The following is a 15,606-nucleotide window of genomic DNA, read 5'->3' as shown; positions in this document are numbered from 1 at the left end:
GCAACCGGACCCACCCCGCCATCCCACGGATAGCCCGCTTCTGACGTTGACGTTGCCGTTGCCGTGGCCTATAGCGGGTGCAGGGCGGCAGCCCTGCAAACAAACAAACAAACCTCTACCGCGTCTGCCCTTCCCCGCGCACCACGAACCGCTCCACCGTCAGCGCTTCCAAGCCCATCGGGCCGTAGGCATGCAGGCGCGTGGTCGAAATCCCGATCTCCGCGCCCAGGCCCAGTTCGCCGCCGTCGGAGAACCGCGACGACGCGTTCACCATCACCACCGCCGAACGCAAGGCGTGCACGAACTGCTCCGCCGCCTGCGCATCCTCGGTGGCAATCACCTCGGTGTGGTCCGAGCTGTACTGCTGGATATGCGCCAGCGCCTGATCGAGGTCATCGACCACGCGCACCGCAATGATCAGGTCCAGGTACTCGGCCGCGTAATCGGCGTCGGTGGCCGGCTGCGCATCGGCCAGCCACTGCCGCGCGCGGTCATCGGCCCGCACCGCCACACCGCGTTCGCCCAGCGCCTTCGCCGCCAACGGCAGGAAGGTCGCGGCCACATCGGCATGCACCAGCAGCGTTTCCAGCGAATTGCATGCCGACGGCCGGCTGCACTTGCCGTCAACCAGCAGCGCCAGCGCCCGCTCGAGGTGGGCAGCGCGGTCCACGTACAGGTGGCACACGCCCTTGTAATGCTTGATCACCGGCACCCGCGCATGTTCGGCCACGAAGCGGATCAAGCCTTCGCCGCCGCGCGGGATCGCCAGGTCGACCAGGTCGTTGAGCTGCAGCAGTTCCAGCATCGTCTCGCGGCGCAGGTCCTCGACCAGCGTCAATGCCGCCTCGGCCACGCCCGCCTCGCGCAGCGCGCGCTTGAGCGCGGCGGCAATGGCGGTGTTGGAGTGGATGGCCTCCGAGCCACCGCGCAGGATCACCCCGTTGCCGGCCTTGATGCACAGCGCAGCGGCATCGGCGGTCACGTTCGGGCGGGCTTCGTAGATCATCACGATCACGCCCAGCGGCACGCGCACTTTCTGCACGCGGATGCCGTTGGGGCGCACGTCGTCGCGGGTGACCACGCCCACCGGATCGGGCAGCGCGGCCACGTCGCGCAGGGCCGCGGCGATGCCGGCCAGGCGTGTGGGGTCCAGTGCCAGGCGGTCGAGCATGGCGCTGCCGGTGCCTTTGTCGCGCGCAGCGGCCAGGTCGCGCGCGTTGGCGTCCAGGATCAGCGTGGCATCGGCTTCCAGCGCGGCCGCCATGGCGTCCAGCAGCGCGGTCTTGGCGCTGGACGACAGCTGCGCCAGCTGCTGCGCCGCGGTGCGGCAGGCCAGCGCCTGGGCGCGGGTGTCGGAGGGGGAGCTGGCAACCATCTCAATATCCTCTGAAGATGCAGGGTAGCGCCACGCCATGCGTGGCTGCGGGATGTCGAACGGGCCCAGGCTGCGCGGCCACGCATGGCGTGGCGCTACCGTGGATGTTCTTACGCTTTACAGCAGCACCAGATCGTCGCGGTGGATGACGTTGCCGCCGTAGTTGTAGCCGAGCACGCTCTCGATGTCGCGCGAGTGGCGGCCGGCGATGCGGCGGATGTCGCTGGCCGAGTACTGGCTGACGCCGCGGGCCAGGCGCACCTCGCCCTGCTCGCCGCGCAGACGCACTTCGATCATGTCGCCGCGGCGGAAGTCGCCGTCGGCGCCGCGCACGCCCCCGGGCAGCAGCGAGGCGCCCTTGTCGCGCAGCGCGGCGGCGGCACCGTCGTCGATGAGAATCGCGCCGGGCTCCAGCGGCGCATGCCGCAACCAGTACTTGCGGGCGGCCACGCGGGTCTGCCCGGCGTGGATGCGGGTGCCGAACAACCGGCCCTGGGCCAGCGCGCGTACTACGTCGCTGTCGCGACCGTTGAACAGGCAGGTGTCGATGCCGACCCGCCCGGCCTTGGCCGCGGCTTCCAGCTTGGTGTGCATGCCGCCGGTACCGGCCCCGCTGCCGGCGCCGCCGGCCATCGCCAGCACCTCGCCGGTGAGCTCGGGCACGTCGTGGATCGGCCGGGCCTGCGGGTCACGGCGCGGGTCGGCGCTGTACAGGCCATCGATGTCGGTGGCGATGAACAGCACGTCCGCATCGATCAGTGCCGCGACCGTGGCGGCCAGGTTGTCGTTGTCGCCCAGCTTGAGCTCGTCCACCGACACGGTGTCGTTCTCATTCACCACCGGCAACGCGCCCAGGCGCAGCAGCTCGTTGAGGGTGGCGCGCGCGTTGAGGTAGCGGCGGCGGTTGCGCAGGTCGTCGTGGGTGAGCAGCACCTGCGCCACCGGGCGCTCGAAGAAACGCTGCCACAGGCCGATCAGCTGCGCCTGGCCGAGCGCGGCCAGCGCCTGGCGCGCGGCCATCGCCGCACCGGCTTCCAGCGCGCGCGGCACGATCGCGCGGCCTGCGGCCACTGCGCCGGACGACACGATCACCACCTCGCGCCCGGCCAGCACGTTGGCCGAGACGAACTGGGCCAGGCCCAGTGCATGACGCGGTGACAGCCCGCCGCCGTCGGCGGCCAGCAGGCTGCTGCCGACCTTGAGCACGGCGCGCTTCCACGGCGGCAGGGTCTGTTCGGGAAACGGCGATTGCACGGTCGGGCTCATCGGGGGTGCATGCCTCAGCGGGTGGCCCATTCGTGGATGCGGGCGGTGGCGCTGCCGTGCACCAGCAGCGGATCGGTGTCCACCAGCGCCTGCGCGGCGGCCAGGTCGGCCACGTCCTGCAGCACGTAGGCGCCCCCGCTCTTGTCGGTGAAGCCGCCGGTCAGCAGCAGCTGGCCGCGGGCGCGCACGTCATCGAGGAAGCGTACATGCTCGGCGCCCACCTCGTCGCGGAAGGCCGGGGTGCGGGTGACCAGTACCAGGTAGCAGATGTTCATGGGTGTCCATTTTCGGGTGTCGGGCAGCGCCGTTGGTGTGGTTTGCCGGGCAGAGCCCGGCACTACCGTCGTTGTGGTTACACCAGCGCGGCCCAGCGGGCGCGCAGTTCGTCCAGCCGCAGGTCGGCGGCCGCACCGGGCGACACGCGCGCGGCCAGGCTGCCTTCGGGCGTGCGCCCCTGCCCGGCACTGTCGGCGCCGGCCGCGGCGGCCTTGTAGGCCTCGCGGAACGGTACGCCGGCCACCGCCGCTTCGACCGCCACGTCGGTGGCATACATGCCCGAGTCGATCGCCGCGCGCAGCTTGTCGTCGCGCCATTCCAGATTGGCCAGCAACGCCGGCAGCAGTTCCAGCGCGGCCAGACCGCGGCCGAAGCCGTGGAAGATGGCGCCCTTGCTGCTCTGCAGGTCGCGGTGGTAGCCGGACGGCAGCGACAGCAGCTGCTCGATCTCGGTACGTGCGGCGGCCACGCTGGCGTGGGTGGCACGCATCAGTTCGATCACGTCCGGGTTGCGCTTGTTGGGCATGATCGAGCTGCCGGTGGTGTACTGCGCCGGCAGTGCCACGAAGCCGAACTCGCCGCTGGTGAACAGCGACAGGTCCCAGGCGATGCGGCGCAGGTCCAGGGTGGCACCGCCCAACGCTTCCAGCGCGGCCAGTTCGAACTTGCCGCGCGACAGCTGCGCGTAGATCGGCGACACCTGCATCCGCGCAAAGCCGAGTGCGGCGGTGGTATGGGCGCGGTCCAGCGGCAGGTTCACGCCGTATCCGGCAGCGGTGCCGAGCGGATTGGCGTCGATCAGCGCGAAGGTGTCGTGCGCGCGGATCGCGTTGTCGATGAAGGCCTCGGCCCAGCCGGCCCACCACATGCCCGCCGAGGACACCACGGCGCGCTGGATGTGGGTGTAGCCCGGCACCGGCAGGTCCTTTTCGGCCTCGGCGCGGTCCAGCGCCACCTTGGCGATCTCGCGGCTCAGGCCGGCCACGTGCAGCAGCTTGTCCTTCAACCACAGGCGGGTGGCCACCAGGATCTGGTCGTTGCGGCTGCGCCCGGTGTGGATCTTGCGACCGGCATCGCCCAGGCGCTCGGTCAGGCGGGCTTCGATCGCCGAATGGCAATCCTCGAAGCGCTCATCCAGCACGAATGCACCGCTGCGGAAATCGGCACCCAGCACGTCCAGCTCGCGCAGCAGGCCATCCAGCTCGTCGCTGGACAGGATGCCGATGTGCTGCAGGCCCTGCGCGTGCGCCTTGCTGGCGGCCACGTCATACAGGAAGAACTCGCGATCCAGGATCACGTCATCGCCGGCCAGGAAGGTCTGGATCTTGGCGTCGACGGCGACGCCCGGCTTCTGCCACAGAAGGTCTGCCATGTCTTGCTCCGTTGGCGGAATCGCTCCGCCGGGTTGTGCGCGCACCGCTGCCGGTGCGCGCCGGAAGGGTTCAGTGCGGGATCGCGGCCAGTTCGTCCAGGCCCAGCGCCAGGTTGAGGTTCTGGATGGCCTGGGTGGCCGCGCCCTTGAGCAGGTTGTCCAGGGTGGCTACCACCACCACCCGCTTGCCGCCCGGGGCCACGTCGAAGCCGCCGATCTGCACGCCATGGCGGCCGGCGATCTGGCTGACCCACGGGGCCTCGTCGATCACTTCCACCAGCGCTTCATTGGCGTAGTACTTCTGGTACAGCGCCATCACGTCCTCGCGCTTGACCACGGTGTTCAACCACAGGTTCACGGTCATGGTGATGCCGCGGAAATGTGGTGCCACGTGCGGCATGAACTCCACCGGCACGCGCAGGTGCGCGGTGACTTCGCGCTCGTGCATGTGGTTGGTGAGCGCGTACGGCATCAGGTTGTCGCGCAGCAGCTCCGGGTTGTTCTTGTCCGACGGGGTGGTGCCGGCCCCGGAATACCCGGACACGCCGAAGCACTGCGGCGGGCCGGCCAGCTGGGTCAGCAACGGGCTGATCGCCAGCTGCATCGCGGTGGCATAGCAGCCCGGGTTGCTGATGTGCTTCTGGCCCAGGTAGTCGCCCCGGGTCAGTTCGGGCAGGCCGTAGTACCAGCTCGGCTCGAAGCGATGGTCGGCCGACAGGTCCACGATCACCGTATCCGGCCGGGCCGCGTCCAGCGCGGTGACGAACGGCGCGGCCAGCCCGTTGGGCAGCGCCAGGATCACCGCGTCCATGCCCTTGGCGGCGACCGCGTCGGCGTCGAGGTTTTCGAACAGCAGGGCAGAGCCCTGCTCCACGTCGGGGTGATGGTCGGCCACACGCTGCCCGGCCAGTTCGCGCGAGGACACAAAGCCCAGCTGCAGGTTCGGGTGCGCGGCTATCAGCTTGATCAGCTCGGCGCCGGTGTGGCCACGGGCGCCGACGATGCCGACGGTGTACTGCGGGGAGCTGCTCATGCGTGTGCGTCCAGGCGGTGCTGCAGGTGGCGCTTCACGCCCTGCCATTCCGCGTCGATGATGGAGAAGATGACGGTGTCGCGCGGGGTGCCGTCGGGGTGGCGCTTGTGGTTGCGCAGCACGCCGTCCTGCTTGGCGCCCAGCCGCGCGATGGCGGTGCGCGAGGCGAAGTTGAACCAGCTGGTTTCGAACACCACGCTCAGGCACTCCAGCCGCTCGAACGCATGGGTGAGCAGCAACAGCTTGGTTTCGGTGTTGATGCCGGTGCGCTGCGCGTCCTGCCCGTACCAGGTGTAGCCGATGCTCAGGCGCGGCACCTCTTCTTCCATCGCGTAGTAGCGGGTGGTGCCCACGACTTCATCGGCCGCGTTGAGCACCACGAACGGCAACACCTTGCCTTCGGCCTGGGCCTGCAGCGCAGCCTGCACGTAGCCGGTCATGGTCTTGGCGCTGGGCACCTGGGTGTACCAGAGGCTGGACAGCGTGCCGTCGCCCAGCGCGCCGCGCAGACCGTCGATGTGCGCCATCTGCAGCGGCTCCAGCCGGGCGTGGGCGCCGGCCAGCGTGGGCACTTTGGTCCAATCGGCGTGATTCATCGGGTTCAGCCCTCCAGGCTCGGGGTGCGCAGGGCGCAGTGTTCAACGTAGGTGCGGATCCGCTCGAAGCCGTCGGCGCCAAACCAGAACACCTTCCAGGTGCCCTGCTTGTAGCAGCCGTCGGACTCGGCATAGTAGAAGTGGTTGATCGGGTTGCCGTTGCGCGAGCGCCAGAACAGCTGCGGGGTTTCCTCCAGCATCACGTTCCACACCGCGCGGCCCAGGCCTTCACCCTGCGCGTCGTCCAGCACCGCGAACTTGTCCAGGTACACGCCTTCGGCCTCGTCGGTGAGGATCACCGCGGCGCGGTAGTTCTCGCTCACATAGGCGCGCAGCAGCTTGGTTTTCTGGAAATAGTCCGGCACCAGGGTGCGGCCGAAGCTGGATTCGATCAGCTGCTTCAGGCGTGGCAGGTCCAGTTCGTCCCAGGCGGTGGCGCGCAGGACTTTCTCGCCCTTGCGCACCAGCGTGCCCGAGCCCTTGTGGGTGAACAGTTCCTTGGCCAGGTCCGCCGGCCGGGTGATCGACACCGACGACTCCAGCGGCAGCCGATCCAGCAGATCCTTGATCTGTTCGATCTTCACCCGCATGCCGCCGTGGATCCACGGCTGCTGCATCAGCTGGTCGTACTCGGTGGACAGGTTGATCGAGTCGATCACCTTGCCCTCTTCGTCGAGCAGGCCGCCGGTGCCGGTCAGGAAGATGATCTTGTACGGCTGCAGTTCCTGCACGAGTTCGTTGGCGGCAAAATCGGCGTTGACGTTGAGGATCTGTCCGCAGCGGGTTTCACCCAGGCTGGTGATCACCGGGATCGAGCCGGCGCGCAGGCTGGCTTCGATAGGGGCCAGGTTGACCTTCTTCACCTCGCCCACCAGGCCATAGGTGGCCTGGTCCATGTACTCGGCTTCGAACACGCCGCCGGTGATCGAGGTGGCGCGGGCGCCGTTCTGCTGCAGCGCCTCCACCAGCTGCAGGTTGGACGCCTGGAATACCCGACGCACGATCGCCAGGCCTTCCGGCGAGGTCACGCGCAGGCCGTTGACGGTTTCCTTGACGATGCCGGCCGCCGACAGTTCGGCGTCCAGCTGCGGGCCGGCGCCGTGCAGCACGATCGGGGTCAGCCCGACTTCCTGCAGGAACGACAGCGAGGAGGTCAGCGCATCCAGGTCATCGCGCAGCACCGCGCCGCCGACCTTGACCACGGCGAAGCGCTTGGCGTCCAGCTGCGAGAAACGCTTGAGGTACTGGCTGATCTCCTTCGCGCTGGCCATGCTCGAGAGCAGGCGCACGATGGTCTGGCGGGTCTGGCGGTGGGGCTGGGAAGAAGGCATTTCGGTATCGTCACAGGCGGCCGGGGCCGCGATGGGAGTTCCGTCAGTGGGAGGCCACGACGGCGTCATTCGATCAGGCACCGTGCGCGATGATGCGGTGCACGGATGCGGTGTAACGCTGCAGCTGCTCCAGCGTCACGAACTCATCGGCGGTGTGGGCCTGGGCAATGTCGCCCGGACCGTACACCAGCGTGGTGTAGCCGCCGGCCGAGAACAGCGAGGCCTCGGTCCAGAAGTCCACCGCGTTGCCGATCGGAATATCCAGGGCATCGGCCACGTCGCGCGCGGCCAGGCGGCGGTTTTCCGCTTCGGCGATGTCGCCGGCCGGGAAACTGGGGCCACGGAAGGTTTCGGTGAACTGCGCGGCTGCCGGTTCGGCAAACCCGGCGAAGGTCGCCAGCAACGCGTCGATGTCCATCGACGGCAGCGGGCGGAAGCCGAACCGCACTTCGGCAGCAGGCGCGATCATGTTGGCCTTGATACCGCCTTCCACCCGACCGATGTTGAAGCGCAGGCCGGTCAGCCCGCCGAAGCGTGCATGGGCCAGCGATTCCACGTGGTCCAGCGCGCGGTTGCCCCAGCGCATGGCCTGGTGCAGCGCACTGGCCGCCGCGTCCTGCTTGCCCGAGGCATGCCCGGCGCGGCCGGTGAACTGCATCAGCACCGAACTGATGCCACGGTGCGCGAGCACCGCTTCGCTCATGGTCGGCTCGGCCACCAGCACCGCTTCATACGGAATGCCACGGGCCAGGAAGGCGGCGATGCAACGCGGATCGTTGGCTTCCTCGTCGCTGGAGAACAGGAACGCGGCATCGCCATCGCTGGCGTTGGCAGCAGCCACCAAGGCCGCCGCAGCGCCCTTGATGTCACACACGCCCAGCCCGATCACGCGGTCCTCGGCGCGCCGCATCACGTGCGGGTCGGCCGTCCAACGCGGCGAGTCCGGCACGGTATCCAGGTGCACGTTGAACAGGTACTTCGGGGTGCCACGCACCGCATACAGGCTGACCGCACCGTCGCCATGGTCGATCACCTCCACGGTGAACCCGGGCAGGTTCGCACGCAGGTAATCGAAGATGCCGCCGGTGGTGATCGCCCGCGGCGGATTGCGCGTGTCGAAGGACACGAGCTGCTGCAGGTGATCGAGTGTCTGTTCCAACATGTGTCTGAGTATCCGTAGGGTTCGAAATCGGTAGTGCCGGCCGCTGGCCGGCTCTGCAATGATCCAGCTGTTCCAGGAGCCGGCCAGCGGCCGGCACTACCCCTCCATCGGCTTTGCGAGGCGCCGGCCAGCGGCCGGCACCCCGGCGAATCGCCTTAGCGATTGACCTGCGCGTACAAGGTCGAGCTCATACCAAACAGCTTGATGAAGCCTTCGGCCTCTTCCACGCCCCAGTCGGCCGACTGTGCATACGTGGCGCCCTTGGTGTTGAGCAGGTGCGGCGACTTCACCGCCACGGCATCCACACGGCCACCGCGGGTTTCCAGCACCACTTCGCCGTTGACCTTGGCCTGCGAGGACTTCAGGAAGGCTTCGATGTCGGTCTTCAGCGGGTCGTGGTAGAAGCCTTCGTACACCAGCTCCACCCACTTGCGCGCGACGTCCGGCTTGAAGCGGTTCTGCTGCTTGGTCAGCACGGCGTCTTCCAGCGCGCGGTGCGCGGCCAGCAGCGAGACCAGGCCCGGTGCTTCGAACACGATGCGGCCCTTCAGGCCGATCACGGTGTCACCGGTGTACACGCCACGGCCCACGCCGTACGGGGCGAACAGCTTGTTGAGCTTGGCCAGGATCTGTTCACCCGGCAGCGCCTTGCCGTCCAGCTCGACGGCTTCGCCTTCGACGAACTTCAGGGTGACCGTCAGTGCCTGTTCCGGCCATTCGCTGCGCGGTGCGCACCAGCCGCGGGCACCTTCGCCCGGGGCTTCCCAACGATCGATCTCGCCGCCGGACATGGTCAGGCCCAGCAGATTCTCGTTGATGGTGTAGGCCTGCTGCTTGGCGCGCACGCCGAAGCCGCGCTCTTCCAGGTACTTCTGCTCGTAGGCGCGGGTCTGGGTGTGTTCCTTCTGGATTTCGCGGATCGGCGCGACGATCTGGTAGTCGCCCAGTGCCTTCACGGCCAGGTCGAAGCGGACCTGGTCATTGCCCATGCCGGTGCAGCCGTGGGCGATGATGTTGGTGCCCAGCTCGGCGGCGCGCTTGAGTGCGGCATCCACGATCAGGTAACGGTCGGACACCAGCAGCGGGTACTGGCCCTGGTAGCCTTCGCCGGCCCACACGAACGGCTTGACGAAGCCGCTCCAGATCGCCGGGCCACCATCGACGGTGACGTGGCTGGTGACGGCCAGTTCGGCGGCACGCTTCTCGATGAAATCGCGCTCTTCGTCATCCACGCCGCCGGTGTCGGCGAACACGGTATGCACGTTGTAGCCGCGCTCCTGCAGGTACGGCACGCAGAAGCTGGTGTCGAGTCCACCGGAGAAAGCCAGGACGATGTCTTTGTTGCTCATGGGGGTCAGGTCCAATTGGAAGATAGAGATTCGGTGTAGAGCCGACCGTTGGTCGGCTGAAGTGTTCGGTACGCCGGTCGGCTGAAATGTTCTATGCGCTGGTTGGGTAGAGCCGACCGTTGGTCGGCTGCAATGTTCGATACCCGTTGATGGCGTTACCGCCCGATCAACGCCGACATGATCGCCTTCTGCACATGCAGGCGGTTTTCAGCTTCGTTGATCGCGATGCACTGCGCCGAGTCCATCACGCCGTCGGTGGCCTTCACGTTGCGGCGAAGCGGCAGGCAGTGGCTGAACACGCCGTTGTTGGTCAGCGCCATCTTGGCTTCGTCCACGATGAAGTGCTGGTACTGGTCACGGATCGGCTTTTCCGGTTCCCAGTTGCCGAAGAACGGCAGCGCGCCCCAGCTCTTGGCGTACACCACGTCCGCGCCGGCGTAGGCGCTGGCGATGTCGTGGCTGACCTGCAGCGACCCGCCGCTCTCGGCCACGTTCTGCTCGGCCCAGCCCATGTAGCGCTCGTCCAGGATGTAATCCGGGGTCGGGCACAGCAGGGTCACGTCCATGCCCATGCGGGTGGCGATGGTCAGCGCCGAGTTGGCCACGGCGGTGTTCAGCGGCTTGGGGTGGTAGGTCCAGGTCAGCACGTACTTCTTGCCGCGCAGGTCCTGGGTACCGAAATGTTCCTGCAGCGCCATCACGTGGGCCAGTTCCTGGCACGGATGGGTGATGGTTTCCATGTTGATCACCGGCACCGGCGAGTACTTGGCGAAGCTCTTGAGCACGATGTCTTCGCGGTCCTTGGCCCAGTCGATGAACTTCGGGAAGGCACGCACCGCGATCAGGTCGCAGTAGCGGCCCAGCACCTTGGCCACTTCGGCGATGTGCTCCTCGGTGTCCCCGTCCATCACCGTGCCCAGGTTGAACTCGATCGGCCATGCATCCTTGCCCGGCTGCAGCACGATGGCGTGCCCACCCAGCTGGAAGGCACCCAGCTCGAAGCTGGTACGGGTGCGCATGGAGGGATTGAAGAACACCAGGGCAATCGACTTGCCCTTGAGCTCGTCGCCCAGCTTGTTGCGCTTGAACAGCGCGGCCTGGGTCAGCAGGGCATCCAGGTCGGTGCGGCTCCAATCCTGGGTGTTCAGGAAGTGCTTCAGGGACATCGATCGATCCTTTGCGGCTGGTTTTCCACCGTTTCCGGCGGAGGTTGGGGGCGCCGGGGCGCGTTCAGGGCTCAACAAAACGTATACAGATGAAACTTTTCAGATCGTAGAAACGAAAAAACCCAGCGCGGGGGCTGGGTTTTCCGAACAGACAGCACGAAGCTCCGGTTACCCAGCGAAAATGTGGGGTTCCGGTCGGCGGGCACGCGACGTCATGCCCGTAGCCATACGGGCGGCGCTGGTGTCGTGCTGGAAGTCGGTGAGTTTCATGGCCGCCCATCTTTGCATGCACCCCGGGTGGGTGCAAGGCCTGAATGTCAATTGTGGGCACCCGCCCCGGTCGGGCACGGCTCGTCACGGGATGGGACTGCCCCTCACAGGGCCGGCGAGCCGCCTCAGGGATTGGCCGCGCTGCCCTGCTCGGCGCCGATCCACGGGGTGATCGAGACGCGGATCTTGAGCCGGTTGCCCGGATCTTCGGGCAGGCGCGAGCGGTACTTGGTGCCCTTGTAGACGTAATCCACGTCGTAGGCGATCGGCCGGCGGAACTCGCGGCCCACCGGGATGATCCGGCATTCACGGGTCAACAGCGGGCCGTTGTTGGCCGCCGGTGCGGGTGCTTCGGCCACCGGCATCTCTTCCTCGGTGCCGTCTTCGCGGCGGAAGATCGAGCGCACCGAGTCCATGAAACGGCCGAACCGGCCCTTGTCTTCCTGCGGCTCTTCGCCGGTGACGTTGACCGGGGCCAGCGTACGCGTGGACACCGGCTCACAGTGTTCTTCGGTGCGGGTCGCGCGCAGTGTCTGGAACACCGGTTCGACGTTGAGCACCTGGGCGTAGTCGAACTTCACGTTCTCCACGATCACCACCCGGTTCCGGACCTCGCCGTCCTGGGCGCAGGCCACGGAGGCAGCACCGCCAAGCAGGCAGGTCAGGGTCAACAACGAAGCGGATTTCATTGGCAACAGGGAAGTGGACAAGGTGGATAGTTTAGGCAGTGCCAGGCACAAGGGGCTGAACATTACCCTTCCGCGATGATTCTGCCCATAGCCCCCCCTGCCCCGGGCCGGTTGCCGCGCGGCCCCGGCGCTGGGCGCCGATGTGATCTAAAATCGCGGGCTTGCCCCCTTTTGCCCCCACCACCGCCCCCATGACCCTGCGCCTGCACAACAACCTGACACGCCAGCTCGAACCGTTCACCCCGCTCGATCCGACCTGTCCGACCCTGTATGTGTGCGGCCCCACGGTCTACAACTATGTCCACATCGGCAACGCCCGCGGCCCGGTGGTCTTCGGGGTGCTGGCCGACCTGCTGCGGCGCCGCTTCGGCGGCCTGCGCTACGCCCGCAACATCACCGACGTGGACGACAAGATCAACACCGCCGCGCGTGAACAGGGCGTGCCGATCTCGACGATCACCGACCGCTTCGCCGCGGCCTACCGGGAGGACATGGCCGCGCTGGGCGTGGTGCCGCCGGACATCGAGCCGGAGGCCACTGCGCACATTCCGCAGATCGTCACCATGATCGAGCAGCTGATCACGGCCGGCCACGCCTACGCCGCCGAAGGCCACGTGCTGTTTTCGGTCGGTTCCTATGCCGGGTATGGCAAGTTGTCGCGCCGCGACCCGGACGAAATGCTGGCCGGCGCACGCGTGGACGTGGCCCCGTACAAGCGCGACCCGGGCGATTTCGTCCTGTGGAAGCCCTCCAGCGACGACCTGCCCGGCTGGGAATCGCCGTGGGGCCGGGGTCGTCCGGGCTGGCATATCGAATGCTCGGCGATGGCGGCCGCGCACCTGGGCCCGACCATCGATATCCATGCCGGTGGCGTGGACCTGCAGTTCCCGCACCACGAGAACGAGATCGCGCAGAGCGAGTGCGCCCACGGCGGCCAGACCTTCGCCCGGTTCTGGCTGCACAACGGCATGCTCAACTTTGGCGGCGCCAAGATGAGCAAGTCGATCGGCAACATCGAGCGCGTGCACGACCTGGTGCGCAAGCATGCGCCCGAGGCGCTGCGCTATGCGCTGCTGTCGGCGCACTACCGACAGCCGCTGGACTGGTCGGATGCGCTGATCGAACAGTCCGCGCGCACGCTGGACCGGCTGTACGGCACCCTGCGCGACCTGGCCGCCGTCGAGGCCACTGCGGTCATCCCCGCGGAGATGGACGCGGCCCTGGACGACGACCTCAACACGCCGCAGGCCTTGGCCGAACTGGCCCGCATCGCTGGCGAAGCCCGCAAGGCCGCGCCGGCCGACCAGGCCCGCTGGAAGACCGCGCTGCTCGGGGCCGGCCTGGCGCTGGGCCTGCTGCAGCAGGATCCGGCCGCCTGGTTTGGCAACGCACCGGGCGACACCGATGACGATGCGCGCATCCAGGGCTTGATCGATGCCCGCACCGCCGCCAAGCAGGGCCGTGACTTCGCCCGCGCCGACGCCATCCGCGACCAGCTGGCCGCCGAAGGCATCGCGCTGGAAGACACCGCCCAGGGCGTGCGCTGGGTGCGCAAGCGTTGATGCCTGGCCCGGCCGACCGCCGGGCGCTACCGCGACACAGATCCGGCCACGGATGGCCGGGTGTTCCCCCCGAACCACCACGGCCTGACCACGGAAGGCAGCTACCGGCCCGGAGTCCCCATGACCGCTTCCCCGTTCCCGCTTGAACCCACCGCCGCCGAGGCACAGGTGGCCATCGCCGACGAATTCGCCTTCTTCAGCGACTGGTCCGAGCGCTACCAGTACCTGATCGACCTTGGCCGCAAGCTTCCCACCTTCCCCGACGCGTGGAAGACCGAAGAGCACCGCCTGCTCGGCTGCCAGTCGATGGTGTGGATCGTGCCCGAGGGCAACGCGCAGCAGCTGCGCTTCCACGCCATCAGCGACTCGGCGATCGTCTCCGGGCTGATCTACCTCGCCCTGCGGGTGTATTCGGGCCGTTCGGCCGCCGAGATCCTGGCCACCGAACCGACCTACATCCAGGACATCGGCCTGTCCCGCCATCTGTCGCCCACCCGCAGCAACGGCGTTGCGGCGATGCTGGCCTTCATCCGCGAGACCGCGCAGTCGCAGCACGCCCAGTCGTGAGTACCGACGCCCCTGCCGAGCCCGCCGAAAGCGCGCTGACCCTGCTGGCCCGTCCCGGCTTCTCGCTGCTGCTGGCCTACCGCATCTGCGCGATGCTGTCCTACCAGATCGTGGCGGTCACGGTGGGCTGGCACATCTACGAAGTGACCCGCAATCCGTTCTCGCTGGGTTTGGTGGGGCTGGCCGAGGTGCTGCCGTTCTTCTGCGTGGCCCCGTTCGCTGGCTACCTGGTCGACCACCTGCCCCGCCGCCGGCTGGGCATGGTCGCCGCCAGCGGCCTGGTGCTGACCGCCGTGGTGCTCACCGCCGTTGCCCAGGGCTGGCTGCCGTTCCACGGGGTGTGGCCGATCTATGCGGCCATCGCCATGACCGGCATGGTCCGCGCGTTCCTGTCGCCGATCTACAACGCCCTGTTCGCCCGCGTGCTCGAGCGCCAGCAGTACGCGCGTGGTGCGGGCCTGGGCGCAGTGGTGTTCCAGGCCGGCATGGTGGCCGGCCCGGCACTGGGCGGCCTGCTGGTGGCCTGGGGCGGCAAGGGGGTGGCCTATGGCGTGGCGGTGGCCGTGGCGTTGATCGCGGTTGGCTGCCTGGCCGTGCTGCGCGTCTCCGAACCGGTGCACACCGGCCCGGCCGCGCCGATCTTCAAAAGCATCGCCGAGGGCGGCCGCTTCGTGCTCGGCAACCGCATCATGGTCGGGGCGATGGCACTGGACATGTTCTCGGTGCTGCTCGGCGGCGTGGTGGCGATGCTGCCGGCGTTCCTGCATGAAATCCTGCACCACGGCCCGGAAGGCCTGGGCATCCTGCGCGCGGCCCCCGCGCTCGGGTCGGTCTGCGTGGGCCTGTGGCTGGCCCGCCGGCCGCTGCAGCGCAATGCCGGCCGCGTGCTGCTGTTCGCGGTGGCCGGCTTCGGCCTGTGCGTGATCGGCTTCGGACTGTCGCACAGCTTCTGGCTGTCGGCGCTGATCCTGTTGTTCTACGGAGCGTTCGACGGCGTGTCGGTGGTGGTCCGCTCGACCATCCTGCAGCTGGCCACGCCGGAGGAGATGCGCGGCCGCGTGTCGTCCATCAATGGCATCTTCATCAGTTCGTCCAACGAACTGGGCGCCTTCTATGCGGGCACGATGGCCAAGCTGTTGGGTCTGGCCCCGGCCGTGGTCCTGGGCGGTTTCGCCGTGCTCAGCGTGGCCGGCATCACCGCCTGGAAGAACCCGACGCTGCGCCGATTGAACTTGCGGGATCTGCAGTAGGTACCGACCGTTGGTCGGTACGCCGTTGTCGCAGGTGCAACCCGCGGTAGGTACCGACCGTTGGTCGGTACGGCGTTATCACCCCCGTGGCGACGGCAGCCGACCAACGGTCGGCTCTACCCCCCCGTGCAACCCGCGGTGGGAAACGACCGGGGTGATCCGCAGCCGACCAACGGTCGGCTCTACCCCCGTGCAACCTGCGGTGGGATACGACCGGGGTGATCCGCGGTAGGTACCGACCGTTGGTCGGTACGGCGTTATCACCCCCGTGGCGACGGCAGCCGACCAACGGTCGGCTCTACCTCCGTGCGGCCCGCGATGGGTTCCCACCCGCACATGCGA

Annotated in this window: 14 protein-coding genes; 3 read left to right on the top strand and 11 right to left on the bottom strand. The window is 67.9% G+C overall.

What is annotated here, in order from left to right; all coding sequences use genetic code 11:
- Positions 1–115: 115 nt before the first annotated feature.
- The 11 genes from AC1DCJ_RS11505 to AC1DCJ_RS11455 all read right to left on the bottom strand — a co-directional run bounded on the left by AC1DCJ_RS11505 (position 116) and on the right by AC1DCJ_RS11455 (position 11,885).
- Positions 116–1,414 carry a glutamate-5-semialdehyde dehydrogenase gene (locus AC1DCJ_RS11505; RefSeq protein WP_478070996.1) on the bottom strand — a complete coding sequence of 433 codons (1,299 nt, stop codon included), beginning with the start codon at positions 1,412–1,414 and terminating at the stop codon, positions 116–118.
- Between the two features lie 78 nt (positions 1,415–1,492).
- Entirely contained in the window at positions 1,493–2,641 is a 1,149-nt protein-coding gene (proB, locus tag AC1DCJ_RS11500) for a glutamate 5-kinase (protein WP_137189944.1), read from the bottom strand.
- Positions 2,642–2,655: 14 nt separating this feature from the next.
- The gene (locus AC1DCJ_RS11495) at positions 2,656–2,916 is read right to left on the bottom strand and encodes a YciI family protein (protein WP_428711020.1); all 261 of its coding nucleotides are present in this window, start codon (positions 2,914–2,916) and stop codon (positions 2,656–2,658) included.
- Between the two features lie 77 nt (positions 2,917–2,993).
- Positions 2,994–4,289, bottom strand: coding sequence for an argininosuccinate lyase (gene argH / locus AC1DCJ_RS11490; protein WP_137189946.1), 1,296 nt, complete (start codon positions 4,287–4,289; stop codon positions 2,994–2,996).
- Positions 4,290–4,359: 70 nt separating this feature from the next.
- Complete coding sequence (gene argC / locus AC1DCJ_RS11485) at positions 4,360–5,322, bottom strand: N-acetyl-gamma-glutamyl-phosphate reductase (RefSeq protein ID WP_038687429.1); 963 nt, start codon at positions 5,320–5,322, stop codon at positions 4,360–4,362.
- Positions 5,319–5,918, bottom strand: a complete 600-nt coding sequence (locus AC1DCJ_RS11480) for a GNAT family N-acetyltransferase (protein ID WP_478070995.1) — start codon at positions 5,916–5,918, stop codon at positions 5,319–5,321. The genes argC and AC1DCJ_RS11480 overlap by 4 nt, the downstream gene beginning before the upstream one ends.
- Positions 5,919–5,923: 5 nt before the next feature.
- Positions 5,924–7,249 carry an acetylglutamate kinase gene (locus tag AC1DCJ_RS11475; protein ID WP_478070994.1) on the bottom strand — a complete coding sequence of 442 codons (1,326 nt, stop codon included), beginning with the start codon at positions 7,247–7,249 and terminating at the stop codon, positions 5,924–5,926.
- Positions 7,250–7,322: 73 nt separating this feature from the next.
- Complete coding sequence (locus tag AC1DCJ_RS11470; protein WP_478070993.1) at positions 7,323–8,411, bottom strand: acetylornithine deacetylase; 1,089 nt, start codon at positions 8,409–8,411, stop codon at positions 7,323–7,325.
- A 155-nt stretch (positions 8,412–8,566) separates the two neighbouring features.
- Positions 8,567–9,760, bottom strand: a complete 1,194-nt coding sequence (locus AC1DCJ_RS11465; RefSeq protein WP_478070992.1) for an argininosuccinate synthase — start codon at positions 9,758–9,760, stop codon at positions 8,567–8,569.
- A gap of 155 nt (positions 9,761–9,915) precedes the next feature.
- A complete protein-coding gene (locus AC1DCJ_RS11460; RefSeq protein WP_038687420.1) occupies positions 9,916–10,926 on the bottom strand; it encodes an N-acetylornithine carbamoyltransferase in 1,011 nt (336 codons plus the stop codon).
- A 395-nt stretch (positions 10,927–11,321) separates the two neighbouring features.
- Positions 11,322–11,885, bottom strand: a complete 564-nt coding sequence (locus AC1DCJ_RS11455) for a hypothetical protein (RefSeq protein WP_038687418.1) — start codon at positions 11,883–11,885, stop codon at positions 11,322–11,324.
- A gap of 191 nt (positions 11,886–12,076) precedes the next feature.
- Here AC1DCJ_RS11455 and cysS point away from each other — a divergent pair, with 191 nt between their 5' ends.
- The 3 genes from cysS to AC1DCJ_RS11440 all read left to right on the top strand — a co-directional run bounded on the left by cysS (position 12,077) and on the right by AC1DCJ_RS11440 (position 15,264).
- A complete protein-coding gene (cysS, locus tag AC1DCJ_RS11450) occupies positions 12,077–13,447 on the top strand; it encodes a cysteine--tRNA ligase (protein ID WP_141059263.1) in 1,371 nt (456 codons plus the stop codon).
- Between the two features lie 120 nt (positions 13,448–13,567).
- Positions 13,568–14,014, top strand: a complete 447-nt coding sequence (locus AC1DCJ_RS11445; protein WP_141059264.1) for a SufE family protein — start codon at positions 13,568–13,570, stop codon at positions 14,012–14,014.
- Positions 14,011–15,264 (top strand): MFS transporter, encoded by a 1,254-nt coding sequence (locus AC1DCJ_RS11440; protein WP_038687413.1) that lies wholly within the window; start codon positions 14,011–14,013, stop codon positions 15,262–15,264. The genes AC1DCJ_RS11445 and AC1DCJ_RS11440 overlap by 4 nt, the downstream gene beginning before the upstream one ends.
- Positions 15,265–15,606: the final 342 nt, after the last annotated feature.

The organism is Stenotrophomonas sp. 10N36 (genome assembly GCF_056395005.1).
This window is presented reverse-complemented; position numbering and strand designations above follow the sequence as displayed.